The 20,206-nt window shown below is 57.8% G+C and carries 24 protein-coding genes; 15 read left to right on the top strand and 9 right to left on the bottom strand.

Features of this window, described 5'->3' with window-relative positions:
* Nucleotides 1-324 precede the first annotated feature (324 nt).
* The 3 genes from ispH to Q1A75_RS07960 all read right to left on the bottom strand — a co-directional run bounded on the left by ispH (nucleotide 325) and on the right by Q1A75_RS07960 (nucleotide 2,814).
* On the bottom strand, nucleotides 325-1,275 hold the full coding sequence (gene ispH / locus Q1A75_RS07970) for a 4-hydroxy-3-methylbut-2-enyl diphosphate reductase (RefSeq protein ID WP_299551883.1): 951 nt from the start codon (nucleotides 1,273-1,275) through the stop codon (nucleotides 325-327).
* Between the two features lie 60 nt (nucleotides 1,276-1,335).
* Nucleotides 1,336-2,076 carry a LuxR family transcriptional regulator gene (locus Q1A75_RS07965; protein ID WP_299551886.1) on the bottom strand — a complete coding sequence of 247 codons (741 nt, stop codon included), beginning with the start codon at nucleotides 2,074-2,076 and terminating at the stop codon, nucleotides 1,336-1,338.
* Nucleotides 2,077-2,241: 165 nt separating this feature from the next.
* The gene (locus Q1A75_RS07960; protein ID WP_299551889.1) at nucleotides 2,242-2,814 is read right to left on the bottom strand and encodes an NYN domain-containing protein; all 573 of its coding nucleotides are present in this window, start codon (nucleotides 2,812-2,814) and stop codon (nucleotides 2,242-2,244) included.
* Nucleotides 2,815-2,912: 98 nt separating this feature from the next.
* Here Q1A75_RS07960 and folK point away from each other — a divergent pair, with 98 nt between their 5' ends.
* From folK to recO, 13 genes are all read left to right on the top strand, one after another.
* A complete protein-coding gene (folK, locus tag Q1A75_RS07955) occupies nucleotides 2,913-3,524 on the top strand; it encodes a 2-amino-4-hydroxy-6-hydroxymethyldihydropteridine diphosphokinase (protein ID WP_366142186.1) in 612 nt (203 codons plus the stop codon).
* A 72-nt stretch (nucleotides 3,525-3,596) separates the two neighbouring features.
* Nucleotides 3,597-3,950, top strand: a complete 354-nt coding sequence (gene rpoZ / locus Q1A75_RS07950) for a DNA-directed RNA polymerase subunit omega (RefSeq protein ID WP_299551895.1) — start codon at nucleotides 3,597-3,599, stop codon at nucleotides 3,948-3,950.
* Nucleotides 3,951-3,971: 21 nt separating this feature from the next.
* A complete protein-coding gene (locus Q1A75_RS07945) occupies nucleotides 3,972-6,113 on the top strand; it encodes a bifunctional (p)ppGpp synthetase/guanosine-3',5'-bis(diphosphate) 3'-pyrophosphohydrolase (protein WP_299551898.1) in 2,142 nt (713 codons plus the stop codon).
* A gap of 24 nt (nucleotides 6,114-6,137) precedes the next feature.
* Complete coding sequence (locus Q1A75_RS07940; RefSeq protein ID WP_299551901.1) at nucleotides 6,138-6,797, top strand: DUF2062 domain-containing protein; 660 nt, start codon at nucleotides 6,138-6,140, stop codon at nucleotides 6,795-6,797.
* A 91-nt stretch (nucleotides 6,798-6,888) separates the two neighbouring features.
* A complete protein-coding gene (locus tag Q1A75_RS07935) occupies nucleotides 6,889-7,650 on the top strand; it encodes a pyridoxine 5'-phosphate synthase (protein ID WP_299551904.1) in 762 nt (253 codons plus the stop codon).
* On the top strand, nucleotides 7,650-8,093 hold the full coding sequence (locus tag Q1A75_RS07930; protein ID WP_299551907.1) for a hypothetical protein: 444 nt from the start codon (nucleotides 7,650-7,652) through the stop codon (nucleotides 8,091-8,093). The genes Q1A75_RS07935 and Q1A75_RS07930 overlap by 1 nt, the downstream gene beginning before the upstream one ends.
* Nucleotides 8,094-8,126: 33 nt before the next feature.
* Nucleotides 8,127-8,441 (top strand): Dabb family protein, encoded by a 315-nt coding sequence (locus Q1A75_RS07925; protein WP_299551910.1) that lies wholly within the window; start codon nucleotides 8,127-8,129, stop codon nucleotides 8,439-8,441.
* Nucleotides 8,438-8,854 (top strand): holo-ACP synthase, encoded by a 417-nt coding sequence (acpS, locus tag Q1A75_RS07920; protein ID WP_299551913.1) that lies wholly within the window; start codon nucleotides 8,438-8,440, stop codon nucleotides 8,852-8,854. Before Q1A75_RS07925 ends, acpS begins: the two co-directional genes overlap by 4 nt.
* Nucleotides 8,855-8,908: 54 nt before the next feature.
* Nucleotides 8,909-9,733, top strand: a complete 825-nt coding sequence (lepB, locus tag Q1A75_RS07915; protein WP_299551916.1) for a signal peptidase I — start codon at nucleotides 8,909-8,911, stop codon at nucleotides 9,731-9,733.
* A complete protein-coding gene (rnc, locus tag Q1A75_RS07910) occupies nucleotides 9,730-10,416 on the top strand; it encodes a ribonuclease III (protein ID WP_299551920.1) in 687 nt (228 codons plus the stop codon). The genes lepB and rnc overlap by 4 nt, the downstream gene beginning before the upstream one ends.
* Complete coding sequence (era, locus tag Q1A75_RS07905) at nucleotides 10,413-11,321, top strand: GTPase Era (protein WP_299551923.1); 909 nt, start codon at nucleotides 10,413-10,415, stop codon at nucleotides 11,319-11,321. Before rnc ends, era begins: the two co-directional genes overlap by 4 nt.
* 51 nt (nucleotides 11,322-11,372) lie before the next feature.
* Nucleotides 11,373-11,711, top strand: a complete 339-nt coding sequence (locus Q1A75_RS07900) for a DUF1491 family protein (protein WP_299551926.1) — start codon at nucleotides 11,373-11,375, stop codon at nucleotides 11,709-11,711.
* A gap of 1 nt (nucleotide 11,712) precedes the next feature.
* Nucleotides 11,713-12,438, top strand: a complete 726-nt coding sequence (gene recO / locus Q1A75_RS07895; protein WP_299551929.1) for a DNA repair protein RecO — start codon at nucleotides 11,713-11,715, stop codon at nucleotides 12,436-12,438.
* Here the strand turns inward: recO and Q1A75_RS07890 are convergent.
* The 5 genes from Q1A75_RS07890 to Q1A75_RS07870 form a co-directional block, all read right to left on the bottom strand.
* Nucleotides 12,422-12,814, bottom strand: coding sequence for an META domain-containing protein (locus Q1A75_RS07890; protein WP_299551932.1), 393 nt, complete (start codon nucleotides 12,812-12,814; stop codon nucleotides 12,422-12,424). The two genes, recO and Q1A75_RS07890, sit on opposite strands and share 17 nt — an antisense overlap.
* Complete coding sequence (locus Q1A75_RS07885) at nucleotides 12,811-13,335, bottom strand: TetR/AcrR family transcriptional regulator (protein WP_299551935.1); 525 nt, start codon at nucleotides 13,333-13,335, stop codon at nucleotides 12,811-12,813. The genes Q1A75_RS07890 and Q1A75_RS07885 overlap by 4 nt, the downstream gene beginning before the upstream one ends.
* Nucleotides 13,336-13,466: 131 nt before the next feature.
* Nucleotides 13,467-14,057 carry a LysE family translocator gene (locus Q1A75_RS07880; protein ID WP_299551938.1) on the bottom strand — a complete coding sequence of 197 codons (591 nt, stop codon included), beginning with the start codon at nucleotides 14,055-14,057 and terminating at the stop codon, nucleotides 13,467-13,469.
* A 92-nt stretch (nucleotides 14,058-14,149) separates the two neighbouring features.
* Nucleotides 14,150-15,838: an acyl-CoA dehydrogenase family protein gene (locus tag Q1A75_RS07875; RefSeq protein WP_299551941.1), complete on the bottom strand. Its 1,689-nt coding sequence runs from the start codon at nucleotides 15,836-15,838 to the stop codon at nucleotides 14,150-14,152.
* A gap of 384 nt (nucleotides 15,839-16,222) precedes the next feature.
* Nucleotides 16,223-16,585: a helix-turn-helix transcriptional regulator gene (locus tag Q1A75_RS07870; protein WP_299551944.1), complete on the bottom strand. Its 363-nt coding sequence runs from the start codon at nucleotides 16,583-16,585 to the stop codon at nucleotides 16,223-16,225.
* A gap of 154 nt (nucleotides 16,586-16,739) precedes the next feature.
* On the opposite strand from Q1A75_RS07870, the gene Q1A75_RS07865 reads away from it, so the two are divergent.
* Nucleotides 16,740-17,663, top strand: a complete 924-nt coding sequence (locus Q1A75_RS07865) for a LysR family transcriptional regulator (protein WP_299551947.1) — start codon at nucleotides 16,740-16,742, stop codon at nucleotides 17,661-17,663.
* 88 nt (nucleotides 17,664-17,751) lie between these two features.
* Complete coding sequence (locus tag Q1A75_RS07860) at nucleotides 17,752-18,468, top strand: hypothetical protein (RefSeq protein WP_299551950.1); 717 nt, start codon at nucleotides 17,752-17,754, stop codon at nucleotides 18,466-18,468.
* A gap of 15 nt (nucleotides 18,469-18,483) precedes the next feature.
* Here the strand turns inward: Q1A75_RS07860 and Q1A75_RS07855 are convergent, their stop codons facing one another.
* Nucleotides 18,484-20,082: a phosphoenolpyruvate carboxykinase gene (locus Q1A75_RS07855; protein ID WP_299551953.1), complete on the bottom strand. Its 1,599-nt coding sequence runs from the start codon at nucleotides 20,080-20,082 to the stop codon at nucleotides 18,484-18,486.
* Nucleotides 20,083-20,206 lie beyond the last annotated feature (124 nt).

Here is a 20,206-nt window from a genome sequence, read left to right as displayed (position 1 = left end):
TTGGTGGCCACGATGAGCAACAAACCCTCTCTTAGCAAATACCGCTATTTGGACCCATAGGCGCTGACGTCAGACACATAGCCCGCAAAGCAGTTAGGAACCTGATCTGCGGATCCCATCCACTGCCCGGCAGGGCATTGCGCAGCAATGTCCCGAGAGGGAGGGCCAGCGGCCAGAGCCGCGCAAATAGGCCGGACACAAGACCGCTTCTGAAAAGGTACACGCAATCCCATTTAACCCTTGCTATGCGGGTGCCATCCACACAAGTCATATCGGTGATATTGCAGCATTCGACGCTTTGGGTCAAAAGCGGCCATTGGCTTGTTATGCAGGCTCTCGCAAAACCCGTGGCACTTTGAATTCCACATTCTCGACCGCTGTTTCGACCATCTCGACCGTCAAGTCATATCTGTCGCGGAAGGCGTTGATGACTTCGTTGATCAGCACTTCCGGCGCGGATGCGCCGGCTGTGATACCCATGCTTTTGATCCCGTCCAGTGCGCGCCAATCGATATCTGTCGCCCGTTGTACCAATTGCGCGTAGGTGCAGCCCGCGCGCGCGCCGACTTCGACCAGCCGTTTGGAATTTGACGAATTGGGGGCACCGACCACCAGCATCGCGTCGCATTTGGGGGCCATCGCCTTGACCGCGTCCTGCCGGTTGGTGGTGGCGTAGCAGATGTCTTCCTTGTGCGGACCAACGATGCTGGGAAAACGTGTTTGAAGGGCCGCGACGATATCGGCCGTGTCATCCACTGACAGGGTGGTTTGGGTCACGAAGGCCAGCTTTTCGGCGTCGCGGACGTGCACCTGCGCCACGTCTTTAACCGTTTCCACAAGCAGCACTTCACCGTCAGGCAGCTGGCCCATCGTCCCGACCGTTTCGGGGTGGCCCGCATGACCGATCATGATCATCTGCAGCCCATTGTCCGCATGCCGCTGTGCTTCGATGTGCACCTTGCTGACAAGCGGGCAGGTGGCGTCGACGAAGATCATCTCGCGGGCCCGGGCGGCCTGTGGGACCGACTTGGGCACGCCGTGCGCAGAAAAGATCACCGGTCGATCGTCCGGACAGTCCGTCAACTCTTCGACAAAGACGGCACCCTTGTCGCGCAGGCTGTCCACGACGAACTTGTTGTGCACGATCTCGTGCCTGACAAAAACGGGTGCCCCCCACTTGTCCAAAGCCATTTCAACGATCTTGATGGCGCGGTCCACGCCGGCGCAGAACCCGCGCGGAGCGGCGAGATATAGGGTCAATGCTGGCTTGGTCATGGCCGCTCCTGTTGTTGTCACAGACGTAAGCCCTGGAGGCGTTGTGGTAAAGAGCGTGAGCTAGACCACGCTATCGGTACTGCCAAAGACAAGGCGCGCTGCCTCGGCGCGGTTGTGGATGCCAAGCTTGCGATAGGCTGTCTTGGCGTATTCCGCGACGGTGTTCATGCTGATGCCGCACAGGCGCGCCGCCTCCTTTCGGCTCAGTCCGCGAGCGAGCATGTAGATGATCTCGGCCTCGCGAGGACTGAGCGCGCTGAGTGCGGTTGGCATGTTTGGTGCAATCAGGGCCGGGTCGTGATCGGTCTGTGCCCCCGAGAGCTCTTCGATCCTGCGGTGCACAAGCAGACAGAACAAGCGAAACTGCTCGGCCTGTGGCCACATACGCTCCATGAACGTTTCGCGATCCAGTTTGGTCCCAAGGTTGAAGCCACCGTAACGTTCTGCTCCGCGCAGACGGGTGGGAATGCCGAAACCGGTCAGGAAACCTTCGGCCCGGGCGGTTTTGATGAATGCTTTCGCCGCATCGGGAAGGTAGGCATGTTGCGGCAGAAACTCGGGACCGGTCGGAGTGATCTGATAGCTGTCGCAACAATGGCTGAGGAACGGGTCATTGTCCGGGTGAGCGTCGGCATAAAGGTCTGGACATGTCGTCAGGAGCCTGCTGGCCTGCGGTGGCGAACCTTCGGCTGTGATGTAGATAACGTGGTGAATTCCACGCGCACGCAACCTTTGGACAACACCGTCCCAAAGTGCATCTACCGTTGTCAAATGCTCCAGCGCTTCGGCGTCACGATACACAGTCAGATTCCCCCCCAAACAGGGGGATACTGGCACAGTGATTTTCGTTTTAAAACACTGTGGTGCGTTCTATCCAATGGCGCGCAGCACTATTTTAGAACCAAACACTTTATGAACGGACAGCCAGCGGCAGCACAATGCCGCTGGCCGTCTTTATCTGTGAGCTTAGCCTTGTGCCTGAACCCGCTCTTCGCGCTCGGGCATTGGTTCGCGCGGAGGGCGGCCTATGACATCTTTCAGTTCGTCCAACTCGATGAAGTTGTCTGCCTGACGACGCAGGTCGTCGGAAATCATCGGGGTTTGGCTGCGGATTGTCGATACGACGGAAACGCGAACGCCCTGCCGCTGAAGGCTTTCCACAAGTGGGCGAAAGTCGCCGTCGCCGGAAAACAGAACGATATGGTCGACACGCGGCGCAAGTTCCATGGCGTCCACCGCTAATTCGATGTCCATGTTCCCTTTTACCTTACGGCGCCCCATCGAGTCGGTGTATTCCTTGGCCGGCTTGGTCACCATGGTAAAACCGTTGTAGTTCAACCAATCGACCAAAGGCCGGATCGGCGAATACTCGTCATTTTCCAACAGCGCAGTGTAGTAGAAAGCGCGAAGCAACTTGCCTCGACGCATGAACTCCTGTCGCAGTAACTTGTAGTCGATATCGAACCCAAGCGCTTTGGCCGCAGCGTATAGGTTCGAACCGTCGATGAACAGCGCCAGCCGTTCGTCTTTGTAAAACATAAAATGTCCTTCCGAAAATTCGGGTACCGCCTGTGATTTCCGTGAGTGAGTGCGTAAAAACGCGAGCGACGGTTCTCGGAAAATAGGTGATTTTAAATATGTCGCAAGTCACTGATGGGCTCAAAATAAGCGAAACTATGCCTTATAATAGATCAAAGTTGCTAATTGCCCTAGGGTCAAACATGCAATCAGTGGTCGGATCACCGACCGAAACACTTCAAAACGCCATCGATTCGATTGAAAAAGCAGGTGCAGTGGTTCGCGCTCAAAGTCGCTTTTTCCGCACACCGGCAGTACCGGCCAACAGTGGTCCGGACTTTGTGAACGCCGCGATTGTCGTGAGCGCCCCTTGGTCATCGTCAGAAGCGATTGCCCGTTTGCACGAGATCGAAGCCAGTCTGGGGCGCCGTCGCAAAGCACGCTGGGAACAGCGCGCCATAGATCTGGATTTATTGGCACAGGACGATGTTATCCGCCCGAGTGTCGCGGTGTTGCGTACATGGATGGACTTGCCATTGGATAAGCAGAAGGAAATGGCCCCGGGGCAGTTGCTGTTGCCGCATCCCCGCATGCACGAGCGGGCCTTTGTGCTTGTGCCCTTGGCGGATGTCGCACCTGATTGGGTACATCCGATCACGCGCGAGTCCGTAACTCAGATGCGGGATGCCCTGTCGGCTGCTGATCTTGAGGCCATCGTGCCAATGGAATAGGCGCTTGTCATTCCCTGCAATCGGGCCTAGATAACACCCTTCTATCTAACCCGCCTGATCTGGAGCACACCCATGGCCCGCGTGACCGTTGAAGACTGCGTTGACAAGGTTCCGAACCGTTTCGAACTGGTAATGCTGGCTGCACATCGCGCCCGCGAGATTTCGTCAGGTGCACCCATTACCGTGGATCGTGACAACGACAAGAACCCCGTTGTGTCCCTGCGTGAGATTGCGGACGAGACCCAAAGTTCTGAGGAACTGCGCGAGCGTCTGATCGAATCGAACCAAAGTCAGATCGAAGTGGACGAGGCCGAAGAAGACGCAATGGCACTTCTTATGGGCGCCGAGCAGGACAAGCCGGAAGAAGACAGCATGTCCGAAGAGATGCTTCTGCGTCAGTTGATGGCCGCGCAAGGCCAGGGCTGACCCCAGTCAGGTGCGGACCGGATGATCTCTGACGACGATCTGATCGCGCTGGTCCGCAACTACAACCCCAAGACAAACGAAGACCTGATCCGCCGGGCCTATGCCTTTGGTGGGCAGATGCATGATGGCCAATTCCGCCATTCGGGCGAGCCGTATTTCACGCACCCTGTTGCCGTCGCTGCCATCCTGACCGAGCAGCAGCTGGACGATGCAACCATCGTCACCGCCCTTCTGCACGACACAATCGAGGACACCAAGGCGAGCTATGCCATGGTTGCGGAAGAGTTTGGGGATGAGGTCGCCAAGCTTGTTGATGGCGTCACCAAGTTGACCAATCTGCAGCTGTCATCGGTCGAGACCAAGCAGGCCGAGAATTTCCGCAAGCTGTTCATGGCCATGTCAAAAGACATGCGCGTTATCCTTGTCAAACTCAGTGACCGTCTGCACAACATGCGCACGATCAAGTCCATGCGGTCGGACAAGCAGGTTCAAAAGGCCCGCGAGACCATGGACATCTTTGCGCCGCTTGCCGGTCGCATGGGTATGCAGTGGATGCGTGAAGAGCTTGAGGATCTTGCGTTCAAGGTACTCAACCCAGAGGCCAGATCGTCTATCATTCGCCGCTTCATTACCATGCAACGTGAAACGGGCGATGTTATTCAGCGCATTACGGGAGATATGCGGTTCGAATTGGAAAAGGTGCACATTGAGGCCGAAGTATTTGGCCGCGCCAAGAAACCATATTCCATCTGGCGCAAGATGCAGGAAAAGGATCAATCCTTTTCCCGTCTGTCCGACATATACGGCTTCCGCGTCATCACTGGGTCTGAGGAAGACTGCTATCGCGCGCTCGGTGCCATTCATCAGCGCTGGCGTGCAGTGCCGGGGCGCTTCAAGGATTACATCAGCCAGCCGAAGACCAACGGATATCGGTCCATTCACACCACCGTGTCTGGGCGCGACGGCAAGCGGGTCGAGGTACAGATCCGCACACGCCAGATGCATGATGTGGCAGAAACTGGTGTGGCCGCCCACTGGTCCTATCGTGATGGCGTGCGGTCACAGAACCCGTTTGCAGTGGATCCGGCCAAGTGGATTTCCCAACTGACTGAGCAATTCGACAGTGAGGAAGATCACGAAGATTTCCTCGAAGCGGTAAAGCTCGAGATGTATTCGGACCAGGTGTTCTGCTTTACCCCCAAGGGTGAGGTGGTGAAATTGCCAAAAGGTGCCACACCCATCGATTTCGCCTATGCGATCCACACAAGGATCGGGAACGCCTGTGTCGGCGCCAAGGTGGATGGCATGCGCGTGCCGCTTTGGACTCGGGTCAAGAATGGTCAATCGGTCGAAATCATCACCGCCGAAGGTCAGACACCCCAGGCGACATGGCTGGAGATTGCCACGACCGGCAAGGCCAAGACGGCGATCCGTCGGTCCTTGCGCGAGGCGGATCGTGATCGCTTTATCACGTTGGGGCGCGAGTTGGCCCGCTCAGCATTTGCCCATGTGCGCAAGAAAGCCACGGACAAGGCATTGGATGCTGCAGCCAAGCGACTGCGTTTGAAGGATGCCGACGAAGTGCTGGCCCGCTTGGGGTCTGCGGAACTGACGGGACGCGAGGTGGTGCAAGCCATCTATCCCGATTTGACACCGAAATCCGGCAAGCAGGTTGATGCCCGCCGCGCCGTGATCGGCCTTTTGCCGGGCCAGTCGTTCAAACGCGCGACATGCTGCGAGCCTTTGCCGGGTGAGCGCATCGTCGGAATCACCTTTCGCGGGGAGGGTGTGGTTGTGCACGCCATTGATTGCGCGCGCCTTGCCGAATACGAAAACCAGCCCGACCGCTGGCTCGACCTGCACTGGCACGATGGCAGCCATCCGGCTGTGTACGGCGTGACGCTTGATCTGACCATCGGCAATGACGCGGGTGTCCTGGGACGTATTTGCACATTGATTGGTGAGAGCAGGGCCAATATTTCCAACCTGGAATTCATGGATCGTAAACCTGACTTTTTCAGACTTATGATCTACGTAGAGCTTCGGGATGCCCAGCATTTGCATACGCTGATGGGGGCGCTCCAGGCAGAAAGTGATGTGGCCGCCATCGACCGCTTCCGTCGTCCCGAGCCATCAGCCGGGCAAACGATGATCGCGGGCTAAGGCGCAACGAAGGGCGACAAGACATTGGTGTTCAAGCGCCGCGACCCCAAGCCATTTCTGCGCGCCGTGCTGGAATTTCTCTGGCCGCGCGGCGGATGGAGTCGTGCGTTTCAGTACGTCAAACACCGTGTTCGCAGGCTGCCCGACCGGCCAGAGAAGATCGCGCGTGGCATCTGGGCGGGGGTGTTCACCACCTTCACCCCATTCTATGGCCTGCATTTCGTCGTCGCCGCCTTTATCGCGACAGCGATGCGCGGGAATATCGTTGCATCCTTGATGGCGACCTTTTTTGGCAATCCTCTCACCTATGTCCCAATCGGTCTGGTGTCCCTGCAGACCGGGCACTGGTTGCTCGGGGCTGAAATGAAGGAAGAAACGGAACGGTCTTTTGGCGGCAAGTTCGTTGATGCGGGCGCTGACCTGTGGCTCAACCTGAAGCATGTGCTTATGGGTGAGCCACGCGACTGGACCAAGCTGAGCATTTTTTATGACGAGATTTTCTTTCCCTACCTTATCGGTGGGATCGTGCCTGGTGTCATCGCGGCCACCATTTGCTACTACGTCTCTGTACCGGTCATTCGCGCTTATCAGAAACGGCGCAAAGGTGCGATCAAGGCCAAGTTCGAGGCTTTGAAGGCCAAGGCCGCAAGCAAGGCCGCTGCGGCCAAGCAGAAAATCGACTAGGCTCTTGGTACAATTTTACGGCTTTGTCCGTATTTCCAGGCATTTGCATCCGCACTAGGTTGCGCGTGAAGACATTGGAAGGACAACCCCGATGACAGATCCCTTGGGAAGACTTCGCCTTGGTGTGAATATCGACCACGTCGCCACCGTGCGCAATGCACGCGGAGGCGACACCCCTGATCCTTTGCGGGCGGCAAAGCTTGCAGAAGCCGCCGGAGCCGACGGCATCACGGCGCATCTGAGGGAGGACCGCAGGCACATTTCCGATGCGGATATCGAGGGCTTGATGGACGTACTGTCAGTCCCCTTGAACTTTGAGATGGCAGCGACAGAAGAAATGCAGACCATTGCGCTGCGTCACAAACCTCATGCCGTGTGCATCGTTCCAGAAAAGCGTGAAGAGCGGACAACGGAAGGGGGCCTTGAGGTTGCACGGGAAGAAAATCGCCTGGCGCATTTCATTGCGCCGCTGCGTGAGGCCGGCTGCCGTGTGTCCATCTTCATAGCCGCGGACAAGCGTCAGATCGAGGCGGCCCACCGCATCGGGGCGCAGGTGATCGAACTGCACTCGGGTGCCTATTGCGATGCGCACCATGAGGGGCGCATCGCAGATCGCGATCGCGAGCTGGAAGCGATGCGCGACATGTCGAGCTTCGCGCATTCGCTGGGTCTTGAAGTGCATGTGGGCCATGGTTTGACATATGAGACCGTGTCACCTGTCGCGGCCTTTCCCGAGGTGATGGAGCTGAACATCGGGCATTTTCTGATAGGCGAGGCCGTCTTTCTTGGATTGGACCCGGCCATCCGGGAAATGCGCCGTCTGATGGATGAGGCACGGAAGGTATTGGCGTAATGCGTTTGGGGGCATTCATTCTGGCACTGGCCATCTCGGCATCGTCAACCACGGCGCAACAAGGTGCCTGGCCTGATCTGGACAGGCTGTTGTTCTCTACGTTGACGGCGTCCGGCACGGCTGAGGCCTCGTTCTGGTTGCCCGATCAAACGAATCCGGCGACGGCAACACGCGCGCTTGGTATCGTCTATGAATACGTTCCGGGTTCAGCCGGAAACACATCGATCGCCGTGGGAGTTTATCAGCGCACGACCGCCGGTTGGACGTTTGCGGGGCCGGTTGAAGGTCTCTTTGGTCAATCACCCCGTGATGCTTCGTTTGGTCCCGCCCATGTTGACCTGACGACAATCATGCTGGGGCCGGATGAACCGCGCTGCTGCCCGACAATGCCGGTGCGGTGGCGGGTCAGTCTTGCATCTCGGACGGCACAGCGATTGAATTGAACGAGTTTTGGCCAGAAGAGAGGGGACTCGTTGATGATCCGCCACTGTGTGTTTCTAAGTCTGTCACCCAAGGCTGATACAGCTGAACTGGACAAGATCATGCTGGATCTCGAGGACTTGGTACGCCGATTAGACGGCTGTTCAGGATTCCGGGCCGGTCCGAATCGCGACTACGAGGGAAAGACCCCCGATTACCCCTATGGCTTCACGCTTGATGCAGAGAATGCAAAGGCACTCGCGGCTTACGCTGTGGATCCCGAGCATCAAGCGTTGGGTGGGCGGCTCGTTGCGCTGTGCGAGGGCGGCGCGGACGGCATTATCGTCTATGATATCGAGGCCCCGGCATGATCCTTGGTGTTGGCACCGATCTGGCCAATATCGACCGGATCGCTGGCACGCTTGAACGGTTCGGAGACCGGTTCCGCAACCGCGTGTTCACTGACATCGAACAGGCCAAGGCCGAACGACGGGCCGATACGCCCGGCACCTATGCCAAGCGCTGGGCCGCGAAAGAGGCGTGCTCAAAAGCGCTGGGCACCGGATTGCGCATGGGGATCTCTTGGAAAGACATGGCCGTGACCAATCTGCGGACTGGTCAGCCCATTATGCATGTCACAGGTTGGGCGGAGGAACGCCTTGCCAGCATGACCCCCTCGGGGCATGAGGCGATCATCCACGTCACGCTGACCGATGACCACCCTTGGGCGCAAGCATTTGTGGTGATCGAGGCCCGCCCGCTTCAATCTGATCCTGCGCCTTGACACCCCCGGGCCGCGCCCGCATGTAGCCCTGAACCTACCCCGAAGGAGCGTGCGATGGCCGCCAAGGAAAAGTCCCAGAACGGCGTGATCGAGACGATCAAGACCATCGTGTATGCGCTGCTGATTGCCGGGGTGTTCCGCACGCTGTTCTTTCAACCGTTCTGGATTCCGTCCGGGTCGATGAAAGAAACACTGCTGATCGGTGATTTTCTGTTCGTGAACAAGATGGCGTACGGTTATTCCTATGCGTCCTGCCCGTCGATCCCGGCCATTGGTTTGAATGCGCAAAGGCTGTGTGGCTTCATTGATGGCGACAACACCCGCATCTGGGTGGGCGAGCCCGAGCGCGGTGACGTCGTGGTTTTCCGCCACCCCGTGTCCGGTGCCGATTTCATCAAGCGCGTTGTAGGCTTGCCCGGCGACACTGTTCAGGTCCGGAACGGTCAGATCATTCTGAATGGCGAACCGGTGTCACAAGAACCTGCCGGCACATTCTCGGAAGTGTTCGATCGCCAGGGGCCGCAGGGCTTGTTGCCGCGTTGCGAGAGCGGGGCTGTAGGGCAGGGGGCCGATTGCACAAAGTCCCGGTTCCTCGAGACGTTCCCCAACGGCGAACAGCACATCGTTCTCAATGTCGGGGTACAGCAATCGGACAACACGCCGATCTATCGGGTACCCGAAGGCCATTACTTCTTTATGGGTGACAACCGCGACAACTCGTCCGACAGTCGGTTGGCGCAGGTTGCAGGTGGCGTTGGATACGTGCCCTTCGAAAACCTCATCGGTCGTGCGGATCGCATCATGTTTTCGTCTGCCGGGCGATCGATGCTGTTTTTCTGGACGTGGCGTGGCGACCGCTACTTCAAGGGAATCGAGTGAAGCTGGGAGCAGAGCTGACGGCCTTCGAAGGCCGTATCGGGCACAGCTTTGCCGCGCCTGATCTGCTGGTCGAGGCGGTGACCCATGCGTCCATGTCTTCGTCCACCCGGTCCGACAATCAACGTTTGGAGTTTCTGGGTGACCGCGTGCTGGGGCTGGTGATGGCCCAGGCGCTGCTTGAGGCCGATCCCGGCGCCGCGGAAGGGGCGTTGGCCCCTCGGTTTAACGCCTTGGTGCGCAAGGAAACCTGTGCTGATGTGGCCCGTGATGTCGATCTGGGGGCTGTGTTGCGCCTTGGGCGGTCCGAGATGCTGTCAGGTGGTCGGCGAAAGCAGGCATTGTTGGGTGACGCGGTCGAGGCGGTCATCGCCGCCGTGTATCTGGATGGCGGGTTTGATGCGGCAAAGGCTTTGATCCTGCGCCTTTGGGGTGATCGGATCGCCCGTGTCGATGCTGATGCGCGCGACGCCAAGACAGCGCTGCAGGAATGGGCGCAGGCCCGGGGCCTTACCCCGCCGCAATATGTGGAAACGGCCCGTTCAGGCCCTGATCACCAACCGATTTTCACCATCGCCGCCCGTCTGTCGACGGGTGCAGAGGCAACTGCGACCGCCGGGTCGAAACGCGAAGCGCAGCAAGCGGCAGCGCAGGCGCTTTTGCAGGAACTGGAGGGACAGACATGACCACCCGCGCGGGCTTTGTCGCCCTGATCGGAGAACCCAATGCAGGCAAATCCACCCTGCTGAACACCATGGTGGGGGCCAAGGTCAGCATTGTCACCCACAAGGTGCAGACCACCCGCGCCCGCATTCGCGGTGTAGCGATGGAAGGGGACAGCCAGATCGTCTTTGTCGACACACCCGGCCTGTTCCAGCCGCGCCGTCGTCTGGATCGTGCGATGGTCGCCGCTGCGTGGGGCGGCGCTGCGGATGCTGATGTGGTTGTCCTTATGATTGAGGCGCATCGCGGCGTTACCGCCGGGGTGGAGCGCATTCTGGAAGGTATGGCCGAGATTGGGCAAGGCCGCACGGTGGCGCTTGCCATCAACAAGATCGACCGGGTCGAGGCGCCGGTTCTGTTGGGCCTGACCAAGGATCTGAACGAGCGGTTTGAGTTCGCTGAAACCTTCATGATCTCGGCCGAGAAAGGGCATGGCGTGGATGCGCTGCGCCAGTGGCTCGCAGTGCAGATGCCCGAGGGCCCGTGGCTTTACCCGGAGGACCAGATCGCTGACTTGCCGATGCGCATGATCGCAGCTGAGATGACCCGTGAAAAACTGACCCTGCGCCTGCATCAGGAATTGCCGTACCAGCTGACGGTCGAAACCGAGGCCTGGGAAGAGCGTAAGGACGGATCGGCCAAGGTGGACCAGATCATCTATGTCAGCCGAGACGGACACAAGGGTATCGTCCTTGGCCATCGGGGCGAGACGATCAAGGCGGTCAGCCGCGCGGCACGCGAGGAATTGACTGAGTTCCTTGGCCGAAAGGTGCATTTGTTCCTGCAGGTCAAAGTGCGCGAGAAATGGCTGGATGAAGCGGAGCGCTACGACCAGATGGGTCTGGATTTCAAAGATGGCAATGCCTGAGAGATTTGCCACCCGACCCTTCGGGGAGGATTTTTTTGAAACAGGGAAGGGATGGATGTGGCGCCCAAGCTGACCTCCCGGTTCTGGGTTGATGCCTATCTGGCGCGGCTGCGCTTTCAGGATATTCCCGGATTTGTTGTTGCCCATGGGGATGACACGGGTGGAGCGGTGCTGGTGAAGCTGAACACGTTGGATGGTCAGGCTGTGCTTTACCAACGATCCTTCGATCTGATGTCCGACACCCGTGTTTGGGCCGAGCTGTCGTCTGGTGCCGAGGGCGATGTGGACGCGGCGGTTGCCCGGCAACGTGGGTTTGATCCGGACCTTTGGGTGATTGAGGTGGAGGACCGTGCGGGACGCCATCTGCTGGATCAGGATGGGCTGACCTGAGATGGACTGGCGCGGCACGGGCATATTGCTGAGCGTGCGCCGTCATGGTGAAGCCAGTGCCATTATTGATGTTTTTACCGAAGATCGTGGGCGGCATGCGGGTGTTGTACGCGGCGGCACAAGCCGCAAGATTGCTCCGATCCTGCAACCGGGTGCTCAATTGGACGTGGCGTGGCGCGCGCGCCTTGAAGAGCATATCGGCACCTTCGCGGTCGAGCCCGTGCGCAGCCGTGCCGCCTTGGTCATGGGCAATCGGTTGGCCTTGGCTGGGTTGAATGCGGTCACGGGCCTGCTGGTCTTTTGCCTGCCAGAGCGCGAGGCACATGGTCCCCTGTATCGCCGGACCGAAGCGCTTCTTGACCTGCTGGGTCAGGATGACCTGTGGCCGTTGGCTTACCTGCAATGGGAGTTGGCGCTGTTACAAGAGATGGGCTTTGGTCTTGATCTCAGCACATGCGCAGTCACAGGTGCAACCGAAGGGTTGATCTATGTCTCGCCAAAATCCGGGCGCGCGGTGTCAAAGGAGGGCGCGGGTGAATGGGCGGATCGCCTGTTACCTCTTCCGGCTGTGCTGCGTCGCGAAGGGGACGCGCCGAATGCCGAGATCGCACAGGGCCTCGAGACCACTGGATACTTTCTGGCGCACCACCTGGCCCCCGATCGGGGTTCAAAACCGTTGCCAGAGGCGCGGGCGCGTTTTGTTGATGCGCTCAATCGGTTGTTGTGAACACCAGTTCCTCGTCTTCGTCGTTGCGTAAGAACAACGTGCCTTGGCGGACTTCGGACTGGGTCATCCGGGCCATCGCCTCCAGATAAGCCGCCTCGGACTCGAGGTCTGGACAGGCCGTGCGCGTGGCCGCGATGGGGGTGAGTTCAAACCAAGGATACGGAACCGTGTTGGTCGTTGTGAAGCGGTTGCACGGTGCGAAACCCGAGACGGGCCCGCCTGCCTCGAATTCCAGCGTTGCGCGCGCAGGAAATGCGGTGCCGTTTAGAGTTTGCAATTCCCACACGCGACCAGCGGCACCATAGCGTGCAACGGTTTCATCAGCCTGGCATGCCGGGATTGACGCCAAAAGCGTCAGCGCGGCGGCGCGGATCATTTAAGGGCCATCACCAAGTCAACAAGTGCCGCGAACGCCACCAAGGCATCGCCATCGTCCGAGTGCATTTGTTTCAAACCAACCAGGGAACCATAGGCCGCCTTTGAAAACTCCTCGTTCGTGACACCGATATCGGACATCAGATCGGTGAGGCGCGTCAGCCGTGTCTTGTCGACTTCGGACAATGCCTTTGCGACTGCTTTGTCCTGCTGTGCCCACGCGCGAAGCGCCGGGCCAGCGGCATCTTCCTGCACGCTCTGACCGAAGCGGATCATCTTGTCGGTTGCCGTGCCATTCTGGGCACTGTCTTCCCTCAAGGTGTGCAGGGCGCGAGATTTCCATTCAGCCAGTAAGGCCTTCTGAAAGGCTGGCACATCCTTGAAATGCCAATAAAATGAACCCTTTGACGTCTTTAAGTGGCGCGAAAGGGGCTCTGCTCGCAGGGCCAGTGGCCCTTGAGCGGTGAGCTGTTCCAGCCCGGCATCAATCCAGGCAGCGGGGGAGAGGGGAGCTTTTGCCATGGCCTTGCGATACGTCCGGGTATGCGGGGGTGCAAGCGAAAGCGGCCACAACTTGCGGTATGAGCGTTTTGCCGCACACGCCACGAAGAAATTTGCCTATCTTGCGAGCAAAGGCCTGTGAGGCGTCTGCGTCAAATCTCAGCGATTACAGCCAGTCCGACCACCAGCAGCATCGAGGCTGCCATGCCGTAGTTGACCCGCCGTTGCAGCTGTGCGGGCAAATCAAGCTGTTTCAATCGCACGCCGAACCAGACCCAGACGAAGTGGATCGGAACCCAGATTGCATTCACGATCAGCAGTTTCCAAACGGCTTCTGTCAGGACGGCGTCAGGCATCACTGCGAAGCCCGAGAAGAGGGCAGTGTTGACGGCATAGGCCTTGGGATTGATCGGTTGCAGCAGGATTCCGTTAAGCACGCCGGGTTCAGTTGTGGCAGGCGCGAAGGCAAGCTCTGATCCGGCAAAGGCGATCCGCAACGCCAAATAGAGAAGGTAGAATGTAGACAATGCAAAAAGCACGGTTCGGACAATCGGGTTCGCAAGGATCAGTGCGGCGAGGCCGGTGATCACCGCAAGGATGACGAGATTGTTGCCGATAAAAAGGCCGAGAACGTACCGCATGCCAGAACGTACGCCGTAGGCAGCCCCAACACCCGCCGCCGACAAAACGCCCGGGCCGGGTGTAATGATCAAGAAGAAAACGGCGGCAGCAAATGTGAGCATGCTGCCACCTTGAAGGTTTTGCACAGACGGTCAATCACGGCGACCCGAGATCAACACAGTTTCCGGTGTCGGTTTCTGCGTCGGAAAGCGGTCTACCCCAGAAGTCTGCGTGCAATGACCTGGGCCTGAATCTCGGCCGCGCCTTCAAAGATGTTAAGAATACGTGCGTCGCACAGAACCCTGGAAATTTTGTATTCCAGGGCAAAACCGTTGCCGCCATGGATTTGCAGCCCATTGTCGGCTGCAGCCCATGCGACACGCGCGCCAAGCAGTTTCGCCATGCCTGCTTCGACATCGCAGCGGCGGCCCTCGTCTTTCTCGAAGGCCGAGAAATATGTGAGCTGGCGGGCAATCATGATCTCAACTGCCATCATCGCCAGTTTATTTGCGACACGGGGGAAGTTGATCAGGGATTTGCCGAACTGCTTGCGGTCCTGCGCGTATTGCATCGAAATATCGAGCGCAGACTGTGCCACGCCGATGGCACGGGCCGCAGTCTGGATGCGCGCGGATTCGAAGGTCTCCATCAGCTGTTTGAAGCCTTTGCCTTCTTCGCCACCAAGCAGGTTTTCGCCCTTCACGTGGAAGTCGTCGAAGCCCAGCTCGTATTCCTTCATGCCGCGATAACCCAGCACTTCGATCTCACCACCGGTCATGCCATTCGTGGGGAAGGGGTTTTCATCGGTACCTGGTGTCTTTTCGGCCAGGAACATCGACAGGCCCTTGTAGTCCTTGGTGTTTGGGTCGGTGCGCGCAAGCAGTGTCATGATCTGCGTGCGCGTGGCATGCGTAATCCATGTCTTGTTGCCCGTGATCTTGTAGTCACCATTGTCGTCTTTGACCGCGCGCGTGCGCAGCGAGCCGAGGTCAGAACCGGTATTTGGTTCGGTAAACACCGCTGTGGGCAACGTTTCAGCGCTGGCCAATTGTGGCAGCCACTTCTGTTTCTGTTCCTCGGTGCCGCCCGCAATGATCAACTCAGCCGCAATTTCAGACCGCGTCCCAAGTGAACCGACGCCGATGTAACCACGGCTCAACTCTTCGGAAACCACGCACATGGACGCTTTCGACAGGCCAAAACCGCCATACTCCTCGGGGATGGTGAGGCCGAAGACGCCCATTTCGGCCAACTCTTCGATCACCTCCATAGGAATTAATTCGTCCTTGAGGTGCCAGTCGTGGGCAAAAGGTTCCACCTTCTCCACAGCGTACCGGCGGAATTGTTCCCGAATCATCTCCAGCTCTTCGTCGAGGCCAGAGGTGCCAACCGTGATCTCGGCACTGCGTTCCTGCATCAACTCGACAAGTCGGACGCGGGCCGCTTGGGTGTTTCCGCTTTGGGTCAGCGTCTGGATTGCGGGTTCCATCATTCCGCGCATGTCGTCTTGGGACAAACCAAGGTCTTGCAAGCGCAGAACCTCGCCCTGGTTCATTTGAATGCCGCCGTAGATCTGCCACAGGTATTCGCCAAAGGCGATTTGGTGGATCAGTGCTTCGACTTCGCCGAATTTGGACTGCGCGTGTACCGCTTCAGCCCATTTTTGCATTTGACGGAGGGCTTCGCTGTATGTCGCAAGCCAGGCAAGGCCATGTGCTGCAGTCTGGTGTTGTTCAACCAGGGCACCGGACACTCGCCCGTCAACACTCAGTTGATCGCGTAGGCGTGTCCGGGCCAGTTCAGTGATCTCTTCAACCGGCTTAATCGCAGCGCGGGTCAGCGCCAGCAAATCATCGAGTAGAATCGGCGTTGCCGTCCCCATATCCTGTCCGTCATGTGCCATGGCGTGGCTCCTCGTATTTTGCGTCGTCACCGCTTATCTAGTTTGCAGGTGCAGCGCAACAAATATTCATTTTGACACGGCTATTTGTTCAAATGTTGCGTGGCACTATACTGCAGTGCGGCGAGAGCTTGGCAAAAAATGTGATCAGGGTGAGCGTACTGATCGATAACAAAGCCTAACACTGATGATCGGACGACCAAAGCATCATCTATTTCCGCACTTTTGGGGCGAATCACACCGGGCCAAAAAGTGAAATTCTTGCGGATTGCGGCCTGCGCCGTGGATTTGCGGATCCAAAAAAAATTCGGACCGGCTGCCGCTAGGCAAGCCGGTCCGAGTAAAATACTAAAAATGTACTAGTAAATGGCTTTGTGAAATGCCGTGTTACGAAGCGCGGCGCGTGACCGTCAGTCCCGAAACATCTTCTATGAAGGTGACGATGCGCGACTTGATCTTGTCGTCTTCAATCGCTGCGAGAGCGTTGACGATATCAAGCCCACGATCGCTGCGGGGCGCTGTATTGCTTACCTCCGCAAGACCTTCGAAGAAATATGACGTAGGCACGTCGAGGATGCGCGAAAGTTCAAAAAGACGGCTCGCAGCGATTCGATTCGAACCGATTTCGTATTTCTGGATTTGTTGAAAAGAGAGCTCCAAACGCTTTGCCACATCTGTTTGTGACATCCGGCGCAAGGTGCGGATTTGTTTTAAGCGCTTACCAACGTGTACGTCGACAGGATGCGACATGACTGATTACCTCCGGTTGTTCTATGGAAGTGATCGCCCAGTACACGCTACGGTTCAATTGAGTAGATTTGTACCGTAAACCACACGTAAATGTTGCATTAATGTATGATTTGTTTAACGTAGATGTATTGTTGATCATCCATCAGGCTGAAATGTGAACGCACCTACGCCCAATCTGAGTGAATTGAACCAACCACTGTTGTTCGAGATGATCCGCTCGTTCACCACGTTGGCCGAAACACTGAACCTGTCCCACGCCGTGACCCAGCTGAACAGCACGCGTCAAACGGTTCGTCGGCATATCTCGCAACTTGAGGCGATGCGGGGCGAAGAGCTGTTTCGGACCAAGGATCGGCGGTACGAACTGACCGAGGCGGGAGAGGCCGCATTACCCGAGGCTCGCGAACTCCTCATGCACGCCCGGGTATGGTCGCGGGGTCAGACCGGCGTGCGCGGCGCGCTACAATATCTGCAGGCCCAAGAGGGAGATTGGGTCTTTTATCAACAGCAACGGCCGCTGGGAGATATCTGGCGGGACGAGTCGGTCCTTCTGCGTGAAACCTATCGCGCCTGGGTGATGGCGTCGGGTGAAATTGAAAGCTCTCATCTGTCTCACGTGCGTCCATATCTCATGGTTTATCGCAATTCTGATTCGGGTTGGATTTGCGTGGAGTTCGGAAATTGCTCGGCATACGTGAATTGGTTCGGTCAGGATTACGCCCGCTCCAGCATTGGTCGTCCGATTGCCCGCCTTCCGGCTGGCGAAGAATTTGGCCGGATGCTGGATCAATCGTTTCTGGATATTGAGACAACACAGATGGCGCGGCTTGATCACGTTTACACCCGTATGCCACAGCGCAGCGATCAGAAACAGGCGACGATGGCTTACCAACGCCTTATGATGGCAGGGTTTTTTCCAGATCGGTCCCCGGCGGTAATGACCCTTGTCGTCCCGACCATCAATGTGAAGATAGCCGCGCTTGATGAAGTGCAGCGGGCAGCAATGACGAACATCAATCAACCCGACTTCGATCCGGTCGACGCGAAGTTCGAAAGGATGGCCACAATGCCGACGTAAATCGACTTACACCTATTCGGCGAGTTTTTCGGGTATTTTGACATAAATTGTCTTAGCTTTGACGTAGTGCGTCAAAGGAGAGACTTTTATGACCATTCAATTCCCGGGTAACGCGGCGCCGTTCATTGCAACAAGTCGCGATATCTTGATCTCGCAAGGGATCACTCTGACGATCGGCACAGACTTTGACGAATACAAAGACATCGTTGCTGAAGAAAGGCCGATGCAGAAGCTCGGCGCACCCTTCGACCCCGAACTGCACGGGCTGAATCAGTCCAACGCATTCTGGCTGATTGGCCGAAACGAAGACGGGGAATTGATCCATACACAGGCCGCAAAGCGGGTCCGTCTTTCTGGGAAACCACTGAGCAGTTATCTGCTGCGCCAGTTCCGCGCTTTCCCCCCGCCGTTGAAGGGCGTGGACCTGACCCGGTCGCGTTTCCGAGCGACACCCGGCACGCACCGGATCGCTGGTATGGCCGCGTATCACGGAGAGTTCTGGGTCGCGCCCGAACGCGGCAAGTATCGCGGCGTGGGCCTTGCACCCGTACTGGGACGTACGGGTATGCTTGAGATGATGCAGCGCTGGGACCCGGACTGGATCTACGGCTTTATCCTCAACATCGTGGCATACAAGGGATTCGCGGCGCGAATCGGTTATCTGCACCTTGAGCCAAGCGTGCTTAAGTGGGTGGTGGATGGTCGTGACGCACCGATTGACACATTTCTCGCCTACAACAGTAGAGAGGACTTGGAGTACCTGCTTGATATTCCACTGGCAGAGGTTGTGCCCGAGGCCGCGTAAGCCCCGGGGCGGGCCCTAGCTGATGGCGGCGGCTTTCACGTCGTCGTCAATATACGGCAGGTATTGCTCGAAATTGTTCGAGAACATGTCGACCAGTTTGCTTGCCTGCGCGTCATACGCATCGACGTCGTCCCACGTGCGGCGCGGATCAAGCAGAATGTCTGCCACACCCGGCACAGCAACCGGAACGTCAAACCCGAAATTCGGATCCTTTCGGAACTCGCCTTTGGCCATGGTACCATCAAGTGCTGCGGTCAACAGGGCCCGCGTGGCGCGGATCGGCATTCTGCTGCCGGTTCCATACGCACCGCCTGTCCAGCCCGTGTTGACCAACCAGCACGTTGCGCCGTGCTTGGCGATCTTTTCTTGCAGCAACTTGCCGTAGGTTTCGGGCCGGCGCGGCATGAAAGGCGCACCGAAACAGGTCGAGAATGTGGGCTCGGGTTCGGTCACACCGCGTTCCGTGCCTGCAACCTTGGATGTGAAGCCCGACAGGAAGTGGTACATGGCCTGCGCAGGCGTCAAACGCGCGATGGGGGGCAGCACACCGAACGCGTCACATGTGAGCATAATGATGTTCTTCGGGTGACCGCCAAGTGCGCTGGAAGATGCGTTCGAGATGTAGTGGAGAGGATACGCGCAGCGCATGTTGGCCGTCAGGCTGTCATCTTCGAAATCCAAGTCCTTGGTGTCGGCATCAAACACCATGTTTTCGATGACGGTTCCGAATTTCTCGGTGGTTGCGTAGATCTCTGGCTCGGCTTCTTCGCTCAGATTGATGGTCTTGGCGTAACACCCGCCTTCAAAGTTGAAGGTGCCACGATCCGACCAGCCGTGCTCATCATCTCCGATCAATACGCGGCCTGGATCCGCGGACAGCGTTGTTTTGCCCGTGCCGGACAGTCCAAAGAAGATGGCTGTATCGACCGGGTTGCCCTGCGCGTGGTTGGCTGAGCAGTGCATCGGCATGACGCCACGCCCGGGCAGCAGGTAGTTCAGCAGCGTGAATACGGATTTCTTGTTTTCGCCGGCATATTCGGTGCCGCCGATCAGGATCATCTTGCGGTCGAAGTTCATCGCAATGACGGTTTCGGAGCGGCAGTTGTGACGCTCGGGATCCGCTTGGAAAGAGGGGCAGTTGATAACCGTAAAATCGGCAATGAAGTCTTTCAGGTCTTCTGCATCCGGCCGACGCAGCATGTGGCGGATGAACAGGCCATGCCAAGCAAGTTCGGTGATCATGCGCACGTTGATCGAATAGCTTGGGTCTGCGCCGCCCGTCAGGTCCTGCACGAAGTATTCGCGCCCCTTCATGTGCTCGAGCATGTCATTGTAAAGGGCATCGAAACCTTCCGGCGACATCGCAGCGTTGTTTTCCCACCAGATGCTGTCCGCCACGCTTTCGGTGTTGACCACGTGCTTGTCCTTGGGGGACCGGCCCGTGAACTTCCCGGTGGTGACAAGGAACGTGCCGCCCTTGCCAAGGGTGCCCTCTTTGCGTTCGAGGGCATGTTCGATCAGAACGGGCTCGATCAGGTTGTAATAGACATCGCCCAGCCCTTCGATCCCTTGATCTTCCAGGCGGAACTGCGGGTTTACCCGTCCAAATGTCATATGAGCTCTCCTGATGCCGTGCTGCGGCGTTATTGGGTCAGAGGATGCCAAAAGGCCCAGAACCGACGTCGCGCCGACCTGTTCCGGCGTCTTAACATGCAGATTCACTTGGTGAATAGGCCAA

Origin of the sequence: uncultured Tateyamaria sp., assembly GCF_947504105.1 — a bacterium.
GTDB lineage: Bacteria > Pseudomonadota > Alphaproteobacteria > Rhodobacterales > Rhodobacteraceae > Tateyamaria.
This window is presented reverse-complemented; position numbering and strand designations above follow the sequence as displayed.

Bases quoted from the DNA above. Each gene is read 5' to 3' on its own strand.
- ispH (WP_299551883.1), bottom strand. From the start codon at position 1,275: ATGACCAAGCCAGCATTGACCCTATATCTCGCCGCTCCGCGCGGGTTC.
- Q1A75_RS07960 (WP_299551889.1), bottom strand. From the start codon at position 2,814: ATGTTTTACAAAGACGAACGGCTGGCGCTGTTCATCGACGGTTCGAAC.
- folK (WP_366142186.1), top strand. From the start codon at position 2,913: ATGTCGCAAGTCACTGATGGGCTCAAAATAAGCGAAACTATGCCTTAT.
- rpoZ (WP_299551895.1), top strand. From the start codon at position 3,597: ATGGCCCGCGTGACCGTTGAAGACTGCGTTGACAAGGTTCCGAACCGT.
- Q1A75_RS07945 (WP_299551898.1), top strand. From the start codon at position 3,972: ATGATCTCTGACGACGATCTGATCGCGCTGGTCCGCAACTACAACCCC.
- Q1A75_RS07935 (WP_299551904.1), top strand. From the start codon at position 6,889: ATGACAGATCCCTTGGGAAGACTTCGCCTTGGTGTGAATATCGACCAC.
- Q1A75_RS07930 (WP_299551907.1), top strand. From the start codon at position 7,650: ATGCGTTTGGGGGCATTCATTCTGGCACTGGCCATCTCGGCATCGTCA.
- Q1A75_RS07925 (WP_299551910.1), top strand. From the start codon at position 8,127: ATGATCCGCCACTGTGTGTTTCTAAGTCTGTCACCCAAGGCTGATACA.
- acpS (WP_299551913.1), top strand. From the start codon at position 8,438: ATGATCCTTGGTGTTGGCACCGATCTGGCCAATATCGACCGGATCGCT.
- lepB (WP_299551916.1), top strand. From the start codon at position 8,909: ATGGCCGCCAAGGAAAAGTCCCAGAACGGCGTGATCGAGACGATCAAG.
- era (WP_299551923.1), top strand. From the start codon at position 10,413: ATGACCACCCGCGCGGGCTTTGTCGCCCTGATCGGAGAACCCAATGCA.
- Q1A75_RS07900 (WP_299551926.1), top strand. From the start codon at position 11,373: ATGGATGTGGCGCCCAAGCTGACCTCCCGGTTCTGGGTTGATGCCTAT.
- recO (WP_299551929.1), top strand. From the start codon at position 11,713: ATGGACTGGCGCGGCACGGGCATATTGCTGAGCGTGCGCCGTCATGGT.
- Q1A75_RS07890 (WP_299551932.1), bottom strand. From the start codon at position 12,814: ATGATCCGCGCCGCCGCGCTGACGCTTTTGGCGTCAATCCCGGCATGC.
- Q1A75_RS07885 (WP_299551935.1), bottom strand. From the start codon at position 13,335: ATGGCAAAAGCTCCCCTCTCCCCCGCTGCCTGGATTGATGCCGGGCTG.
- Q1A75_RS07880 (WP_299551938.1), bottom strand. From the start codon at position 14,057: ATGCTCACATTTGCTGCCGCCGTTTTCTTCTTGATCATTACACCCGGC.
- Q1A75_RS07875 (WP_299551941.1), bottom strand. From the start codon at position 15,838: ATGGCACATGACGGACAGGATATGGGGACGGCAACGCCGATTCTACTC.
- Q1A75_RS07870 (WP_299551944.1), bottom strand. From the start codon at position 16,585: ATGTCGCATCCTGTCGACGTACACGTTGGTAAGCGCTTAAAACAAATC.
- Q1A75_RS07860 (WP_299551950.1), top strand. From the start codon at position 17,752: ATGACCATTCAATTCCCGGGTAACGCGGCGCCGTTCATTGCAACAAGT.
- Q1A75_RS07855 (WP_299551953.1), bottom strand. From the start codon at position 20,082: ATGACATTTGGACGGGTAAACCCGCAGTTCCGCCTGGAAGATCAAGGG.